The organism is Metasolibacillus sp. (assembly GCF_025291715.1).
In the GTDB taxonomy this organism is placed as follows: domain Bacteria; phylum Bacillota; class Bacilli; order Bacillales_A; family Planococcaceae; genus Metasolibacillus; species Metasolibacillus louembei.
This window is the reverse complement of record NZ_JAMBIZ010000036.1, coordinates 1-15,060: the sequence shown is the minus strand read 5'-3', so window position 1 is coordinate 15,060 and position 15,060 is coordinate 1. Positions and strand designations below refer to the sequence as shown.

Annotated in this window: 19 protein-coding genes; 13 read left to right on the top strand and 6 right to left on the bottom strand. The window is 37.3% G+C overall.

Going from position 1 to position 15,060, the window contains the following annotated elements:
* From spoVAE to M3Z76_RS17055, 3 genes are all read left to right on the top strand, one after another.
* A complete protein-coding gene (spoVAE, locus tag M3Z76_RS17065; protein WP_293929187.1) occupies positions 1-363 on the top strand; it encodes a stage V sporulation protein AE in 363 nt (120 codons plus the stop codon).
* A 64-nt stretch (positions 364-427) separates the two neighbouring features.
* Positions 428-556: a YjcZ family sporulation protein gene (locus M3Z76_RS17060; protein WP_293929189.1), complete on the top strand. Its 129-nt coding sequence runs from the start codon at positions 428-430 to the stop codon at positions 554-556.
* Positions 557-568: 12 nt separating this feature from the next.
* Positions 569-817, top strand: a complete 249-nt coding sequence (locus tag M3Z76_RS17055; protein WP_293929191.1) for a stage VI sporulation protein F — start codon at positions 569-571, stop codon at positions 815-817.
* Positions 818-941: 124 nt separating this feature from the next.
* On the opposite strand, the gene M3Z76_RS17050 is transcribed toward M3Z76_RS17055, so the two are convergent.
* The 3 genes from M3Z76_RS17050 to M3Z76_RS17040 form a co-directional block, all read right to left on the bottom strand.
* Complete coding sequence (locus M3Z76_RS17050) at positions 942-1,370, bottom strand: GNAT family N-acetyltransferase (RefSeq protein WP_293929193.1); 429 nt, start codon at positions 1,368-1,370, stop codon at positions 942-944.
* A gap of 2 nt (positions 1,371-1,372) precedes the next feature.
* The gene (locus M3Z76_RS17045) at positions 1,373-1,885 is read right to left on the bottom strand and encodes a 2'-5' RNA ligase family protein (RefSeq protein ID WP_293929195.1); all 513 of its coding nucleotides are present in this window, start codon (positions 1,883-1,885) and stop codon (positions 1,373-1,375) included.
* An 86-nt stretch (positions 1,886-1,971) separates the two neighbouring features.
* Positions 1,972-2,691, bottom strand: a complete 720-nt coding sequence (locus M3Z76_RS17040) for an alpha/beta hydrolase (protein WP_293929197.1) — start codon at positions 2,689-2,691, stop codon at positions 1,972-1,974.
* Positions 2,692-2,796: 105 nt separating this feature from the next.
* Between M3Z76_RS17040 and M3Z76_RS17035 the strand changes: the two genes are divergently transcribed.
* The 9 genes from M3Z76_RS17035 (at position 2,797) to M3Z76_RS16995 (ending at position 10,984) form a co-directional block, all read left to right on the top strand.
* Positions 2,797-3,378 carry a phosphatidylglycerophosphatase A family protein gene (locus M3Z76_RS17035; RefSeq protein WP_293929199.1) on the top strand — a complete coding sequence of 194 codons (582 nt, stop codon included), beginning with the start codon at positions 2,797-2,799 and terminating at the stop codon, positions 3,376-3,378.
* 110 nt (positions 3,379-3,488) lie between these two features.
* Positions 3,489-4,133 (top strand): thermonuclease family protein, encoded by a 645-nt coding sequence (locus M3Z76_RS17030; protein WP_293929200.1) that lies wholly within the window; start codon positions 3,489-3,491, stop codon positions 4,131-4,133.
* A 187-nt stretch (positions 4,134-4,320) separates the two neighbouring features.
* On the top strand, positions 4,321-4,974 hold the full coding sequence (isdC, locus tag M3Z76_RS17025; protein ID WP_293929202.1) for a heme uptake protein IsdC: 654 nt from the start codon (positions 4,321-4,323) through the stop codon (positions 4,972-4,974).
* 20 nt (positions 4,975-4,994) lie between these two features.
* Positions 4,995-6,752 (top strand): NEAT domain-containing protein, encoded by a 1,758-nt coding sequence (locus M3Z76_RS17020; RefSeq protein WP_293929204.1) that lies wholly within the window; start codon positions 4,995-4,997, stop codon positions 6,750-6,752.
* 129 nt (positions 6,753-6,881) lie between these two features.
* The gene (isdE, locus tag M3Z76_RS17015) at positions 6,882-7,775 is read left to right on the top strand and encodes a heme ABC transporter substrate-binding protein IsdE (protein ID WP_293929206.1); all 894 of its coding nucleotides are present in this window, start codon (positions 6,882-6,884) and stop codon (positions 7,773-7,775) included.
* 14 nt (positions 7,776-7,789) lie between these two features.
* The gene (locus tag M3Z76_RS17010; RefSeq protein ID WP_293929207.1) at positions 7,790-8,752 is read left to right on the top strand and encodes a FecCD family ABC transporter permease; all 963 of its coding nucleotides are present in this window, start codon (positions 7,790-7,792) and stop codon (positions 8,750-8,752) included.
* Between the two features lie 4 nt (positions 8,753-8,756).
* Entirely contained in the window at positions 8,757-9,527 is a 771-nt protein-coding gene (locus M3Z76_RS17005) for an ABC transporter ATP-binding protein (protein ID WP_293929209.1), read from the top strand.
* A 12-nt stretch (positions 9,528-9,539) separates the two neighbouring features.
* On the top strand, positions 9,540-10,247 hold the full coding sequence (gene srtB, locus M3Z76_RS17000; protein ID WP_293929211.1) for a class B sortase: 708 nt from the start codon (positions 9,540-9,542) through the stop codon (positions 10,245-10,247).
* Positions 10,248-10,459: 212 nt separating this feature from the next.
* On the top strand, positions 10,460-10,984 hold the full coding sequence (locus M3Z76_RS16995) for a YceI family protein (RefSeq protein ID WP_293929213.1): 525 nt from the start codon (positions 10,460-10,462) through the stop codon (positions 10,982-10,984).
* Positions 10,985-11,046: 62 nt separating this feature from the next.
* Here the strand turns inward: M3Z76_RS16995 and M3Z76_RS16990 are convergent, their stop codons facing one another.
* Together M3Z76_RS16990 and M3Z76_RS16985 are read right to left on the bottom strand one after the other, a co-directional pair.
* Positions 11,047-11,529 carry a hypothetical protein gene (locus tag M3Z76_RS16990; RefSeq protein ID WP_293929215.1) on the bottom strand — a complete coding sequence of 161 codons (483 nt, stop codon included), beginning with the start codon at positions 11,527-11,529 and terminating at the stop codon, positions 11,047-11,049.
* Positions 11,530-11,758: 229 nt separating this feature from the next.
* Positions 11,759-11,905, bottom strand: coding sequence for a hypothetical protein (locus tag M3Z76_RS16985; RefSeq protein WP_293929217.1), 147 nt, complete (start codon positions 11,903-11,905; stop codon positions 11,759-11,761).
* Positions 11,906-12,050: 145 nt separating this feature from the next.
* Between M3Z76_RS16985 and M3Z76_RS16980 the strand changes: the two genes are divergently transcribed.
* Positions 12,051-13,439 (top strand): aldehyde dehydrogenase, encoded by a 1,389-nt coding sequence (locus M3Z76_RS16980; RefSeq protein ID WP_293929219.1) that lies wholly within the window; start codon positions 12,051-12,053, stop codon positions 13,437-13,439.
* Between the two features lie 21 nt (positions 13,440-13,460).
* On the opposite strand, the gene M3Z76_RS16975 is transcribed toward M3Z76_RS16980, so the two are convergent.
* Positions 13,461-15,060 (bottom strand): PAS domain S-box protein (locus tag M3Z76_RS16975; protein ID WP_293929221.1); only part of this gene is annotated, 1,600 nt, incomplete at its 5' end.

Sequence of the window (15,060 nt, the reverse complement as noted above, 5' to 3'; positions counted from 1 at the left end):
ATGTATACTTTTATTTTAGCTTTTGTAGTTGGAGGTATTATTTGTGCAATTGGTCAGCTGCTAATGGATGTTGCTAAGCTGACACCAGCGCATACACTATCAATATTAGTCGTAGCAGGCGCAATTTTAGATGGCTTCGGCTTATACGAGCCGTTGATTGATTTTGCAGGTGCAGGTGCAACGATTCCCATTACTTCATTCGGGAATTCGTTAACACATGGTGCGTTAGCAGAGGCTGAAAAACATGGCTTAGTTGGAGTCGTGACAGGGATGTTCGAGGTAACAAGTTCGGGTATTAGCGCCGCCATTATTTTCGGCTTTATCGCAGCATTGATTTTTCATTCAAAAGGAAAAGTGAATTAGGGCATTTACCCCTCCTATGACAGTTGGCTTAGCATAAACTACACTGTAGAAAGGAGGGGTACTCATGTGGAATCAATGCGGTAATGTACAACCAGATTACTGTGGTGGTGGGGGTAGTGGCTACGGCTCAACATTTGTATTAATCGTTGTACTATTCATTTTACTAATTATTGTTGGTACGGCATTCTGCTAAGGAGGGCGAGCAATGGATAAAGGTTTTTTTAAACAGTTTGAACGGAAAACCGGTGTGGAAATGGATGAAGTATTCGCACTAGCTCGCGCTATACAATATGCAGATTTCTCCAATGAAAAACAAGTACGAAAAATTGTGCAAAAGGTGAGTAAAGTAGCAAAACGTAAAGTCTCTCCACAGTTAGAAGAACAAATTGTACAATCAATTTTAAAAGATGGCAAGTCACTTGATTTAAGCAAAATTGAACGAATGATGCGTTAATCAGCAAAGAGCTATCTGAAATTTTTCAGATAGCTTTTTAAATTAGTAGGAACGTAGAATAAATCCCAAAAAGCGTAGAATAAACGCACAAAAGCGGCTTGGAATTTCCAAGCCGCTTTTGATTTTAGATTGATTTCTCCATTGCACGATGTGGGATACCTGCATCTAAAAACTCTGGAGATGTTACTGTATAGTGTAGTTTTTCATAAAATGGAACTGCATAGCTTTGCGCGTTGAGCTTTAGTTTTTTCCAGCCCTTTTCTTTAGCTACCTGTTCAATATGCTCCATTAGTAAAAAACCGAGTCGTTGTCCGCGATATTCATTTAATACGCAAACGCGTTCAACTTTACCAACGAGTGGTTCATATTCTCTTAAACGTGCAGCAGCGATTGTTTGTTCACCATCCATCACGATAAAATGATCTGCTGTTTGATCGAATTCGTCTAGTTCAAGATGGACTGGCACGCCTTGTTCTTCTACAAATACTTTTGTGCGGATATCAAACGCACGCTGTAATTGTTCTTTTGTTAAAGCAGAGTGTACTTGAAACATTTTTATTCAGCTCCATTAAGTCTAAATGATTCGACAACTTCCCATTTTCCGTCTTGTTCTTTGACTAAATGGATTTGCTGAATTTCTTCCTGCACATCAATGCCTTCCATACGCAATTGACCTAAAATATCGTCATGCTCAGAAGCTGTTAGCTTTTGAGCAATTGTAATATGTGGTACAAATACGTGTTTTTGCTCACCAAAAGCAATGCTGTCTTGAATCGCTTTTTGAATATTAGCAAGTTGCTCCGTAGGCTCAATGCGGAAATAAATTGCATTCGTCGTAGGGTAAAACGAGCTAATACGTGATGCATGAATATTTAGCGGCGCAAAATTAGCAGCTGTTTCTGTTAATTGTGCAATGATGTTTTGTACCGCACTTTCATCTGCTTCAAACGCATCCTTTAATGTAATATGTGGTGCGATTTGTGCATAATGTGGGTCATAACGTTTACGATAGTTATTCGCTAAATCTTGTAAATTTTTAGAAGGAAAAGCAACAATACCATACTTCAAGTTCAAAACCTCCCGAAACAATTAAATTTTATTATCCATATAAGTATAACAGAATTTCATGCCTTACTACATTTATTACGCCGTTTTTATCCGAAATTTTCTATAAGTGCTCGTCTTAAATCAGGTTTCCAATACTTCCAAGTATGGTTACCATCAAATTCCTCGTAAAACGTATTGAAGCTTTTTTCAATGAATAATTGATGAAGCGCCCGGTTCGGTGTAAGGAAATCTTTTATTTCTTTATTTGTTGTAACGACTTCCGTCTCTTCTCTACCAATAATATGGTAAATTGATATAGTGCTATTATTTGCAGCATTTGCGACAGCTTCAAGTACGAGCCCATCCACATAAGGTGACTGTAAAATAGCTTTGCCAAAAACATTTGGGTATTTTAAAGCAGCCATTAAAGCGGCAGTTGCAGCCATTGAATCACCAATCATGCCACGTGTTTGACCAAGCTGAAATGTTGCATAATTTTCGTCCAAATAAGGTACAAGCTCATGTGCTAAAAAGCGCAAAAAGGCTTCATGTTGTGCACCAGAAGGGATATACTTTTTTCGGCGATCTTCCACATTTTTGTATGGCACACCTACAATAATTGTATTTTCCATTTCATAGTTGTCGATTAATTCATCAGCAAGACGTGTAATACCGCCTAGTTGGAAATAGTCCTTACCATCTGTTGCAATCAGCAAATTATATTTATAAAGAGGTGAATAATTTGCTGGAATATAAACAAGTAGCTGAAGCTCCTCTTGCAGTGCTTCGCTATAAAATTTCAAATCATTTACAGTTCCTTTATCCAAAACACTCATTCCTTCTCAAGTTAGATGTAACGAAATTGTATCATAATCGTTTCGAAAGGTGTAATATGATGTAGGAAGAAAAAAACATTAATAGAGGTGTAAATTATGCATAATCGAGCAGTTCGTGTTCATTCTGATCAAGTAACAGCAGCCACTCTCGCTGCTTTAGAACGTAGAGGGGTAACGGTGGAGGATATTGCGGAAATCGTTTATGAAATGCAAAACCCTTATAATGAAGGCTTATTAATGGAGCATTGCGTGAAATCTGTTGAGCGAGTGCTACATAAACGTGAAGTACAGCATGCAATACTAGTCGGCGTGGAACTAGATGAATTAGCAGAAAAGAAAATGCTATCAGAGCCACTACAATCAATTGTTGATTCAGATGAAGGCTTATTTGGCGTTGATGAAACAATCGCGCTTGGCTCAGTGTTTACTTATGGAAGTATCGCTGTGACAACATTCGGTCACTTAGATAAAAAGAAAATCGGCATAATTAATAAGCTTGATACAAAGGCAGGAAAAACAGTCAATACGTTTTTAGATGATTTAGTGGCGAGCGTTGCAGCAAGTGCGGCATCCCGCATTGCACATCGCATGCGCGACTTAGAGGAAGAGGGAGAAACATTTGCAGCGATCCCTCCAAAAGTATTAGGTCCACAACAGAAAGATAAGACGGAAATTTAATTGATTAATTTTAAACAGAGACTCCTAAAAGCCAAATAGGAGTCTCTATTTTTATTGTATTGAAATTTTGATAAAATAGTAGCAATGCTTATTAAAGAGAGGATACTATCATGAAACCATCAGATATTAAAACCCTTATTACAAGTGGAACAATTATTATAGCGGTTGCGCTATATTTAATTTTTAGTCCAGACCCTAAAGAAAAAGTAGAAGACAGCAATACGCCACAAACACAGCAAGAGGAAAATTCTTTACAATCTACTGTTATTTCCGCACAATATGCGCAGGAAGTGACAGAAAATGAGCTACAGCAAGTAAAATTTTTATCGATTAACGATGGCGATACATTTAGCATAGAAATGGATGGCGAAAAGCATAAAGTTCGCTTATTAATGGTGGATACACCTGAAATGAACTATGATAAAGGACAGCCAATGCCTTATGCAGAAGATGCAAAAGCATTCACCGAAAATTTATTGAAAAATGCTGCAAAAATTGAGCTTCTATTTGATGTTGGACCAGAAACTGATAAGTATGATCGACTTCTTGCATACATTTATGTAGACGATGTTTTACTGCAAGAATCTTTATTGAAAAATGGACTTGCAGTAATGCGTTATATAAATAAGCCAAATAACACGCTAGAAGCAGAATTGAAAGAAATTGAAGCAGCGGCAAAAGAAGAAAAGCTGAATATTTGGGCATATGAAGGCTATTTTGACGGTAAGCAATTTCATGAGGATGCAGTAAAGTAGTAAAGGCTATTTAGAGGTGACACAGGTCATTTCTAAATAGTCTTTTTATCTATTTATGTCTTAAAAAGCTACAATTAAGGTAAAATATATTATGACAATTCGTTGACATTGTAAAATCTAATTGAGAATAATCCTCATTTGTGTCATAATTGTGGAGGAAATAATTATCTATAGGAGGACTAGAGCTGTGAAAAAGCTTTTTCTAAGTCTTTTTGTGCTTATATTAGGAGTATTTATCGTTACACCTAACTATTCTCATGCACAATTAGCTGATGGAACTTACAATATTCCATATCAGGTAAATAAGCCAAGTAGTATTTCAGCTTCTATGGCGAATGACTATTTTTTAAAGCCTGCCAAAGTAACGATGAAAAATGGCAAAGCAACTGTGCAGTTAACAATTAAAAATAGTGCATGGGTAACGGAGTTTAACCCGCCAGGTGGGGCATCTGTTATTAATCAAAATGCAGGTGCTGATACGCGTGTTGTGCAATTTTCTATAGCAGATTTATCAAAACCTGTAACAGTAGCAATGAAAATCGATATTGATGATATTAATTATCATCATAGTTATAGTGTTGATTTTATATTTGATGCATCTAGCATTCCACAAGCAACAACAGAAAAAAATACACAAACGAATGCCAACTCATCAAATAACAATGTGAGTAAGACACCAAATTCTTCAAATGCTGTTGTTAGCGGAAATAAGGCTGATGAAGTGGTAGGTGCGAATGAACAAGTAGAGAACCCACAAACGAGTGATTCACTACCATACGTTTTCATCTTTATGCTTATTGCTTCAGTGCTTGTATTTTATAAAGTAAGACCAACAAACTAATCTATTGGGGGAAATATGACATGTCAAAATTTCAATCTCGTACGTCAAAAATCGCTTTAGCTTCAGTATTAGCAACATCTGCTATCGTACCAGCAGTAGCAGCTTCAGCAGCTGAAACAACTCCATCACGCTCTATGCCAGATGGTAAATACACAATTGATTTTACAATTACAGATACGACACAGCAATTGGCGAAATACGTAAAAGGGCCAGCTACATTAATTATTGAAGGCGGTAAATATGCGATTCAATTATCAGCTGAGCCTACTGTTATGAATATGCTAACAAAAGTAGAAGTGAATGGCGTGAGCGTTATTCAAGAAGTAAATGGACAAAAGGTAATCTACATTCCTGTAGAACGTCCAGGTGGCACTGTCAAAGGTGAAGGCGCAGTGAAAGTTGGAGATAAAGAGATTCCAACATCATTTGAAATCACATTAGACCCAACAACAATTAAATCACCTGAAGCAGCACCAGAAGAAAAAGTAGAATTTGTACCAGGTAAAACATTTAAGCAAGTAAAAGATGGCGAATATGCAATTACATTTGATGCATATGATCCAAAAACAAATAAAGGTGGCTATACATCCATTTCAAGCCATCTTGAAAAAGATGCAAAGTTGATTGTTAAAGATGGTAAGTATTCAGTACAATTAACAATCACTGAAAAAAGTGCACCAATGATTGCAGGCTTAAAAGTAGCGGGTGCAGAGGCGACATTAGTATCTGCAGAAGGCAAAAAGGTTTACAATTTCTCAATCAACTCAATTAGCGATTTAGCAGCAGCAGAAATTCATGTTGTTGTACCAACAGCGAATATGGATAAATGGTATCCATTTGGCTTTGCTATCAATACAGCAGACCTTACTTTGCCAGAAGTAGCAGAGGTTGAACAGCCAGCGGCAGAAGAGTACCCATTATACATTTACAAAGATAAAACAAATGAAATTTCTGTGATGGCAACTTACGTAAAACCGACTGTTACTGTAACGGAAACAGAAGAAAGCTTCCTTGTTGATTTAACATTTGTACAAGGTCAATACTTAAACAAATTTGATATTAAAGGTGCAACAATCGCCAATGAAAAAACGGTGGAAGCAGGCGAAAACACAACAAAAATCTACACAATTGAAACAACAAACTTAGATGCAGTTTACACAGCAACAGTTGATGTATCAGTAGATGCTGGTCCTGTAAAATATGATTCTACTTACCCTGTGCAATTGCAATTTGGCGGTAAACAGAATCCATTTAAAGATATTACAAAATTAGGCGACTATGGTAATATCGTAACATTGTACTCTATTGGACTTTTCAAAGAAGCAGATAAATTTAATCCAAACGGCAAAGTAAAACGTTCTCAATTTGCTTTAATGCTAAACCGTTATTTAGGGCTAGACACAACAGCGAAAAATCCATTTAAAGATGTAACGAGCTTTGATGCAGAAACACAAAAAGCAGTAACTGCACTAAGCGCTTCTGGCATTATGAACGGCACATCTGCTACAACATTTGCACCAACACAAGAAATTACACGTCAACAAGCAGCGGTTATTATTTACCGTGTATTAGAGGGCGCAGGCTATAAAGCAACTGGCGCAAAAGTGCCATTTAGCGATGTGAAAACATCAAATAAAGAAGTGGCAACAGCAATCGCTGAGTTAAATGCATTAGGCATTATGACTGGTAATGAAGGTAAATTCAACCCAACAAATACTTTAACACGCAGCCAAATGGCAAAAGTTATTTTAAATACACTTTATGTGTTAGAATCTTAAGAGAATCCTGTAAAGAGCTGGCTTCCTCTCAATTTATGAGGGGGAGCCGCTGTTGTTATTTTGATTCAGCGGGTGTATGTCAAAATCTGCCCATTGACTCAAAGTAAAACAAAGGAAAGGAAGCCAAACATGAAAAAATATATGCAATTTTTAGTGCTTGCGTCAGTTTTGTTACTTGCAGCCTGTGGAAGTAACACAGCAGCACCAGAGCAACCAAAAGATACCGTTGCGGAGGAAAAGCCGCAGGAGGATTATCGCATTGTAGCTGGAACAGTTGTTGTAGCTGATATTATGGACCAGCTAGAGCTTGACGCAATTGCTGTACCTGATACGGTGAAGCAATTACCTGAACGCTTCAACGGTTTACCGTCTATCGGCAATGCGATGCAGCCAGATATGGAAATTATTAAATCATTAAACCCAACGGAAGTATTATCTGTTTCGACATTGGAATACGATTTAGCACCAACATTTGAGCAATTGAAAGTACCTGTTGATTTTGTTGATTTAACAAGTATCGACACGATGCTTGCAGAAATTGAGGAGCTAGGCAAGCGTTATAATCGTGTAGAGCAAGCGAATGCGTTGATGGACAAGCTAAAAAATGATATTGCACAAGTGGAAAATGTGGCAAGTGAGCATGAACAGCCGATCGTCTTAATATTATTAGGCGTACCAGGCAGCTATTTAGTTGCAACAGAGCACTCTTATGCGGGGGATTTAGTAAAAAGGGCTGGCGGCATTAATGTAATGGCTGGTCAAGAAGCGGAATATTTAGCATCGAATACAGAGCATTTATACAATAGCAATCCTGATATTATTTTACGTATGGCACATGGCATGCCAGATGAGGTTATCAAAATGTTTGACGAGGAATTTAAAACAAATGATGTATGGAAGCATTTTAATGCGGTGAAAAATGGACATGTCTATGATTTACAGGAAGAGCTATTTGGCACAACAGCCGCGTTAAATGTGTCAGAGGCATTGCAACATTTAATTGAAATTTTCTATGAACAGTAGGGTGTTGTGAAGGGATGAAAAAACTAATAAGCACTGTTGTCATTGCGCTATTGTTAGTAGTGACAGCAATTTTTGCTGCGACAACAGGCAGTATTCAAATGGGGTTTTTGGAATTTATACGTGCATTTTTTGATGCAAACAACGAAACAATGGCAGCTATCCGTGATTTGCGTTTCCCACGTATTATTATCGCGATTTTTGCAGGAGCTGCACTATCTGTGGCAGGTGTTCTGCTACAGGCAATTATGCGCAACCCACTTGCTGATGCAGGTGTGATTGGTATTTCATCAGGTGCGGCATTTACAAAGCTATTTATCGTGTCAATTGTGCCTACTTTGTTTTTCATGACACCGATTTTTGCGTTTATTGGTGGGGCTTTTGCGTGCTTTTTAGTATTTACGTTAGCTTGGAAATCAGGTTTAAATCCATTGCGTTTAATTTTAGTCGGCATTGCGATCAATGCGATGTTTACAGGGCTAACGGAAGCATTTATTAGCTTTGGTGGCTCTTTGAACGCTTCTGCGAGCAGTGTACTTGGCTCAAGCCTTGCATTTAAAACATGGGATGATGTCACAATGATGGCGATTTACGGCTCGGTTGGTTTAGTGCTTGCCTTCATCACCTATTCATGGTGCAATGTGCTTGCACTATCTGACAAAACGGCACAAAGTATCGGCTTTAATGTGACGGTTGCGCGTTTAGCCATTGCAGCAGTAGCTGTATTATTATCAGCGATTTCAGTCGTTGTCGCCGGTGTTATAGCCTTTGTCGGTCTGCTTGTCCCACATATTGCACGCCGCATTGTCGGGCATGACCATAAAGTGCTATTACCTTTTACAGCGCTGTTAGGTGCGTTTATTATTCTATTAGCAGATACGATTGGTCGTACGCTAATTGCGCCGTTAGAAATACCTGCCTCGACCATTATGGCAATTATCGGTGGACCATTTTTAATATTTTTATTGAGAAGAGGGTGATGTTGTGGAATTACAAAAAATTATTGTCTCACATGACGGTAAAAAGCAGCATTTACAAAATATATCGACAGCCATTCAGCACGGCAAAATTACGACAATTATCGGACCAAATGGCTGTGGTAAATCGACATTATTGAATGTAATGGCACGCAACCATTCTCCGTTACAAGGTAAAGCAACGCTAGACAATAAAGATTTAGTGCACTATAAGCCAAAGGAATTTGCACAAAAATTTGCGATTGTGTATCAGCAAAATGATATTCCACAAGATTTAACAGTAGAAAGGCTCGTCGGATATGGCCGTATGCCATATCATTCTTTACTGAAAAAAAATGAGGTAGAGGACCAGCAAGCAGTTGATTGGGCGTTAGCATGTACAAGTTTAAGCGAAAAGCGCCATTATGATTTATCAGCATTGTCTGGGGGGGAAAGGCAGCGCGTATGGATTGCGATGGCATTAGCCCAACAAAGCGAGCTACTATGTTTAGATGAGCCGACAACCTATTTAGATATTTATTATCAGCTAGAGCTACTGGAGCTAGTGAAGGAACTGAATGAAAAGCAAGGCTTAACGATTGTCATGGTGCTGCACGATATTAACCAAGCGATCCGCTATAGCGATCATATTATTTTAATGAGTGCAGGGCGTATCGTTGCAGAAGGAGCACCTCGCGATGTTATTACAAAAGAAACGGTGAAAGACGTATACGGAGTTGAAGCGATTTTTCATGAAGATGTAGTGCTTGGCTTGTATATGGTACCAATCGGTATTTAAGGAGGCGATTATATGAAGGTGAAACTAATTCAAGCCATTTGTATAATTGTCTTTTTTATTTCAGCTGCAGGCATTGTGCGTTATTTTTATAGCTATAAGCAAATTGAGCAGGAGCTAGAGCAAGTACAGGAAGTGTATGAAGAGGCTTCTATTGAGAAAACTGGGGTTGACATGAAGTTTATTGAGCTGCAAAAAATTAACCAAGAGATTGTTGGGTGGCTTCGTTTAGAAGGCACACAGCTCGATAATCCTGTACTACAAACAAATAATAATGATTTTTATTTGCATCATAATTATGCAGGTGAAAAAAGTCGTGCAGGTAGTATTTTTATGGATTACCGCAATGAGATAAATGCACGCCATACAATTTTATATGGACATGTGATGCGCAATGGCACGATGTTTGGAGAGCTCGCGAAATTTGCAGAACAAAATTATGTGGAGGCACATCCATCTTTTATTTACGAAACACCAAGTGAGCGCTATCGCCTTGAAGTATTTGCTGCCTATGAAACAACGACTGATTTTTATTATATTGAAACAGAATTTACCGATACATCCTATGCGGAATTTTTGCAGACGATTCAACAAAAATCGCAAATTATGATGCCTGTTACTGTGGCAGCAAATGACAGCATTATTACATTGTCTACATGTACGACATCTCCAAATGATGATGAGCGCTTTGTTGTACATGCCAAAATAACAGTAGAAAAATAAATCTCGAATTCGAAATATTTTTGTTGACGCAAAGAAAATTATCTACTATACTAAATTTATAAATAAGGAAGTCATAAAGTTCAGCCATTTTACATATATAACTTATTGTGCGATGTTTAACATTGCAACGATATGGGAATATGCAAGTTGTAGGCTGCTTTATTTTGACAACATATCTTGAATTCGAGATAAAAAACAGGAGGGTTTTATTTATGGCAAACTGGACAGTAGATCAATCACACTCAAGCATTGGATTTAGCGTAAAACACATGATGGTATCAAAGGTAAAAGGGGCTTTTGAAGCTTATGCAGCGCAAATTGAAGCAGCTGATTTAGCAGATTTATCAACTGCTAATATTTCATTTACTATTGATACAGCAAGCATCAATACACGTAATGAAGATCGCGATAACCATTTAAAATCAGCAGATTTCTTTGATGCAGAGCAATTCCCAACAATTACATTCAAATCAACTGCAATCGAAAAATCAGGCGATGATTATAAGTTAACAGGCGATTTAACAATTAAAGATGTAACAAAGCCTATTACATTTGATGTAGAATTTAACGGTAAAGGCACAAACCCATGGGGTCAAGAAGTATATGGCTTTGAAGCAGAAGCAAAAATTAATCGTGAAGAATTTGGTCTAACATGGAACGCAGCACTTGAAACAGGTGGCGTACTTGTAGGGAAAGATATTAAAATTTCAGTTGAGTTAGAAGTAAACCCAGCGTAATTAATGATTCGTTCATTAAATATAGAAAAGCAAGGAATCCAACAGGCGATTCCTTGCTTTTTTTAATATTGTTCAAACGTTTTGGCAATTGAAGCTAAGTCGCTGTACGTGATTGTTGGCAATTGATTCAGTGCAACACGGTCAAATGACATTGATAGCACAACTTGATTTTTATTTTTTACAGGCTGGTGCCAAATAAAAGTGAATTCTGTAATTTGTGGTTCATCTGCTATTTTGACCAGCATATTATAGCTATCCTTTAGCAATGTGTCCTGTGACATAAACTCAGAGCTTTGCATTTCCATTACAACCGTTTCAGCGTCTAATTTGGGCGTTACTTGAATATCAAGAATAGCATCTTCAAGCTGCTGTTCTTTTGTCATTTCTTCAATCGTACGCATCGTTGCGTAGCCTGGGGTATTTTCTAAGGCAAGCTCTTCAACGGCTTGCTCAGGGTTTTCATTTTTTGAGAAAGAAAATCCTGAAATACCGACTATAATAAATACTACTAATAATAGTAAGTAAAAGTTAACGAATTTTTTCATTGTCATCATCCTTTAATTCAAAAGCAATATGAAAAAAGACCCCGCAGCAATCCGTGCCGTTTAAGGGGTCTTTTGTATGTATTAGTTGTTCCGACTAATACATTAGGTTTGGCACCTAATGACAAATTATAAGGGATTTTGTAGAAAAAATCAATGAAAGAAACTGCCTCAAAAATGAAGTGAGGGCTGTCCAAAAAATAAACAGCCCTTCGTATGTTGAGGGGAAATTTTATAATGTTTGAAGGTCTTCTTGTAAAGGGGGCATAGTGAAATATAAAAATGATTCATCTTCAAGTTCTAGCAGCTTTTGTTCATTAATACCGATTGATAAAGGTCCCGAAAAAATTGTTTCCCACCATGTTTCAGTCATAATCATTGAAATTGCCTCCTTGTCGATGTAAAAATAAATAAGAGAAAGCTTATCCTCATTTGAAAGGATATTGAGCAATCGTTATAGTAGTTAATATGTGTGGGAATGATGAAATTATGCATAAAAATTAAAAATGGAGAGGAAGATTTTTATGAATTTTACAGCTCAAGATGTAGAAAATATGATAGCGGCGCAACGTAGCTTCTATTTTTCAGGTGCTACAAAAAATATAGAATTTCGCAAAGCACAATTGCTTAAATTAAAAGCAACGATTCAAAAATATGAAAAAGATATTACTGCCGCATTGAAGCTTGATTTAAATAAAAGCGAATTTGAAGCGTACGCAACAGAAATTGGCATTGTTCTAGATAGCATTACACATATGGTGAAAAATATTGATGAATGGGCGATGCCTATTGCTGTAAAAACACCTGTTCACTTTCAGCCGGGCAAAAGCTATATTGTACGTGATCCATACGGTACCGTGTTAATTATTGGGCCGTTTAATTATCCATTCCAGCTTGTGATGGAGCCATTGCTTGGTGCAATTATCGGTGGGAATACGGCAATTATTAAGCCATCTGAAGCGACTGTGCATACGACAAAAATAATTAAGCAAATGATTGCTGAAACTTTTGAAGAGAATTATATACATGTTGTAGAAGGCGAAAAGGACGAAGTGGAAGCATTAATTCATGCATCCTTTGACTTTATTTTCTTTACAGGTAGTGTGGCAACGGGCAAAGTAATTATGCGTGCTGCTGCTGATAGGTTGACGCCTATCGTCTTAGAGCTAGGTGGAAAAAGCCCTGCAATTGTCGATCAAACAGCCAATTTACAAGTTGCAGCAAAACGCATTGTATGGGGTAAATTCACAAATAACGGGCAAACATGTGTAGCACCTGACTACGTTTTAGTGCATAGCTCAGTGTATAAAAAATTTATGAAAATTTTAAAGCAAACGATTACTGCATTTTATGGAGAAAATCCGCAACAAAGCGATGATTATGGTCGTATTGTTCATGTGCGTCATTTCGATAAGCTTAATGCGATATTGGAGGCGGAGGCTGAACGTATTACGTTTGGTGGCACGGCGGATCGTGAAGATTTATATATTGCACCAACAATTGTCGAAGGTGCTGGCTGGGATAGCAAGGTAATGGAGGATGAAATTTTCGGACCAATTTTACCGATTATGGCATATAACGATTTAGCGAATGCGATTCATGCGATTCGCCGCTTGCCAAAACCTTTAGCAGCTTATTTATTTACAGAAAACGATAATGCACGTGAATATTTCCTTCAAGAGCTACCATTTGGAGGAGGCTGTATCAATGATATTATGGCACATGTAGGCAATACACATTTACCATTTGGGGGTGTGGGACCATCTGGAATGGGTGCTTATCATGGGGAAGCAAGCTTTGAATGCTTCACGCATCCGAAATCGATTTTACAGCGTTCAACAAAGCTTGCAACAAACTTACTGTTCCCACCTTATAAGCAAAAGGTGAAGCTGATTCGTAGAGTGATGAAGTAATTTATGTAGAAGGGGCAGTATTTAAGCCCCTTCTTTTATTTGTTGATGTAGCGGGATTTTCAGCGTAATTTTTGTGCCGACTTTCTCCTCACTGTGAATATGAATGATGCCACCATGCTCACGAATAATTTTATTGGAAATCATCATACCCAACCCTGTGCCAGTAGCCTTTGTTGTATAAAATGGCTCGAAAACATAGTCGAGTAAATGCTGTGGAATACCTTCACCAGTATCAGCAATTTCAATATAAGCAAAGCCTTCATCATGACAGCTAATTAATGTAACAGTGCCATCGTTATCAATGGCTTCAATCGCATTTTTAACGATATTAATAAACACTTGCTTAATTTGATTGGCGTTGCCATAGACAAAGAGTGCTTCTTTGCTAAGCTGCTGAATTAATTGAATTTGGCGCTGCTCCAGTTGAAATTCAAAAAAGTGAAAAACATCCTCTATAATTTCTGATAAATTCAATCTGTTCTTTTGTTCAGCTAATGGTTTGGAGAGCACTAAAAATTCAGAGATAATTAAATCAATGCGCTCAATTTCGGATTGAATAAGACCAGTGTATGCTCTATATGGCGATTGTAGGTCTTCATTCATCATTTGAATAAAACCAGAGATTACCGTCATCGGATTGCGAATTTCATGTGCTACACCTGCAGCGATTTCTCCAGCTAATTTTAATTTTTCTGATTGCAAAGTGAGCCTTTCATTTTCCTTCAAATAGGAAATATCCCTTGAAATAACTGAAACAGCTAGCATATCTCCATAGGAATTATAAATAGGTGCTAGCGAAATTTGCGCATCGAAAACAGTACCATCTTTGCGCATATCCTTTGTTTCAAGCAAACGGTAGCGTTCGCCCTGTAGTAGCTTCGAAAATCGTTCATTAGCAGCTTCAATATTTTCAGGTGCCACAAGCTGAATAGACTTGCCAATGCATTCCTCTCTCGTCCAGCCATACATTTTTTCAAATGCAGCATTGACTTCAATAATTTTATTATTTAAATCGAATACGGCCATGGCATCTTCAGCATAGTTAAAAAATAGCTTTAAATAAGCTTCAGTTGAAGAAAGCTCTAGCTGCTTATCCATATTTCTTTTTTCCTCATAAAGCCAAAGCCTTTTGACATATAACGTTTGCAATAGACCGACAATACATAAAAATAATGCGAAAAAAATAAAGATTTGTACAGAATGATGAAGCTGAATATTGGGATGCTTGAAAACAACTATCCAAGCAATTTCTAGCACAAATATAATAGCTAAAATCGTATTTAGCATATATGACTGATAAGCGTTGACGATAAGTAGCAAATATAAAAAGCCAAGCAAAAATAATAGTTGTCCGCTATCAATTGTTAAAAGGATGAGTACTGTATTCCAAGCTACAATTAATAGAGCTTGAATTAATCGCGCATGCACTTTTTTATAAAGTAACAGACCGATAGCTGTTATTGTCATAATGATAAATAGTGTATAACTATGGGAATAGTGCACAATATCAAATAAATTGAGCAAAATAAAAAATATAGAACAAATCACTAGTGTCGCATAAATTTTGACTGAATTTTCTGTTTTCTTGTTTTTACTCCTGAGAAGAAAAACAAAGACATTT

Bases quoted from the DNA above. Each gene is read 5' to 3' on its own strand.
- M3Z76_RS17060 (WP_293929189.1), top strand. From the start codon at position 428: ATGTGGAATCAATGCGGTAATGTACAACCAGATTACTGTGGTGGTGGG.
- isdE (WP_293929206.1), top strand. From the start codon at position 6,882: ATGAAAAAATATATGCAATTTTTAGTGCTTGCGTCAGTTTTGTTACTT.
- M3Z76_RS17030 (WP_293929200.1), top strand. From the start codon at position 3,489: ATGAAACCATCAGATATTAAAACCCTTATTACAAGTGGAACAATTATT.
- M3Z76_RS16995 (WP_293929213.1), top strand. From the start codon at position 10,460: ATGGCAAACTGGACAGTAGATCAATCACACTCAAGCATTGGATTTAGC.
- spoVAE (WP_293929187.1), top strand. From the start codon at position 1: ATGTATACTTTTATTTTAGCTTTTGTAGTTGGAGGTATTATTTGTGCA.
- M3Z76_RS17055 (WP_293929191.1), top strand. From the start codon at position 569: ATGGATAAAGGTTTTTTTAAACAGTTTGAACGGAAAACCGGTGTGGAA.
- M3Z76_RS17050 (WP_293929193.1), bottom strand. From the start codon at position 1,370: ATGTTTCAAGTACACTCTGCTTTAACAAAAGAACAATTACAGCGTGCG.
- M3Z76_RS16980 (WP_293929219.1), top strand. From the start codon at position 12,051: ATGAATTTTACAGCTCAAGATGTAGAAAATATGATAGCGGCGCAACGT.
- M3Z76_RS17010 (WP_293929207.1), top strand. From the start codon at position 7,790: ATGAAAAAACTAATAAGCACTGTTGTCATTGCGCTATTGTTAGTAGTG.
- M3Z76_RS16985 (WP_293929217.1), bottom strand. From the start codon at position 11,905: ATGATTATGACTGAAACATGGTGGGAAACAATTTTTTCGGGACCTTTA.
- M3Z76_RS17035 (WP_293929199.1), top strand. From the start codon at position 2,797: ATGCATAATCGAGCAGTTCGTGTTCATTCTGATCAAGTAACAGCAGCC.
- srtB (WP_293929211.1), top strand. From the start codon at position 9,540: ATGAAGGTGAAACTAATTCAAGCCATTTGTATAATTGTCTTTTTTATT.
- M3Z76_RS17020 (WP_293929204.1), top strand. From the start codon at position 4,995: ATGTCAAAATTTCAATCTCGTACGTCAAAAATCGCTTTAGCTTCAGTA.
- M3Z76_RS16990 (WP_293929215.1), bottom strand. From the start codon at position 11,529: ATGAAAAAATTCGTTAACTTTTACTTACTATTATTAGTAGTATTTATT.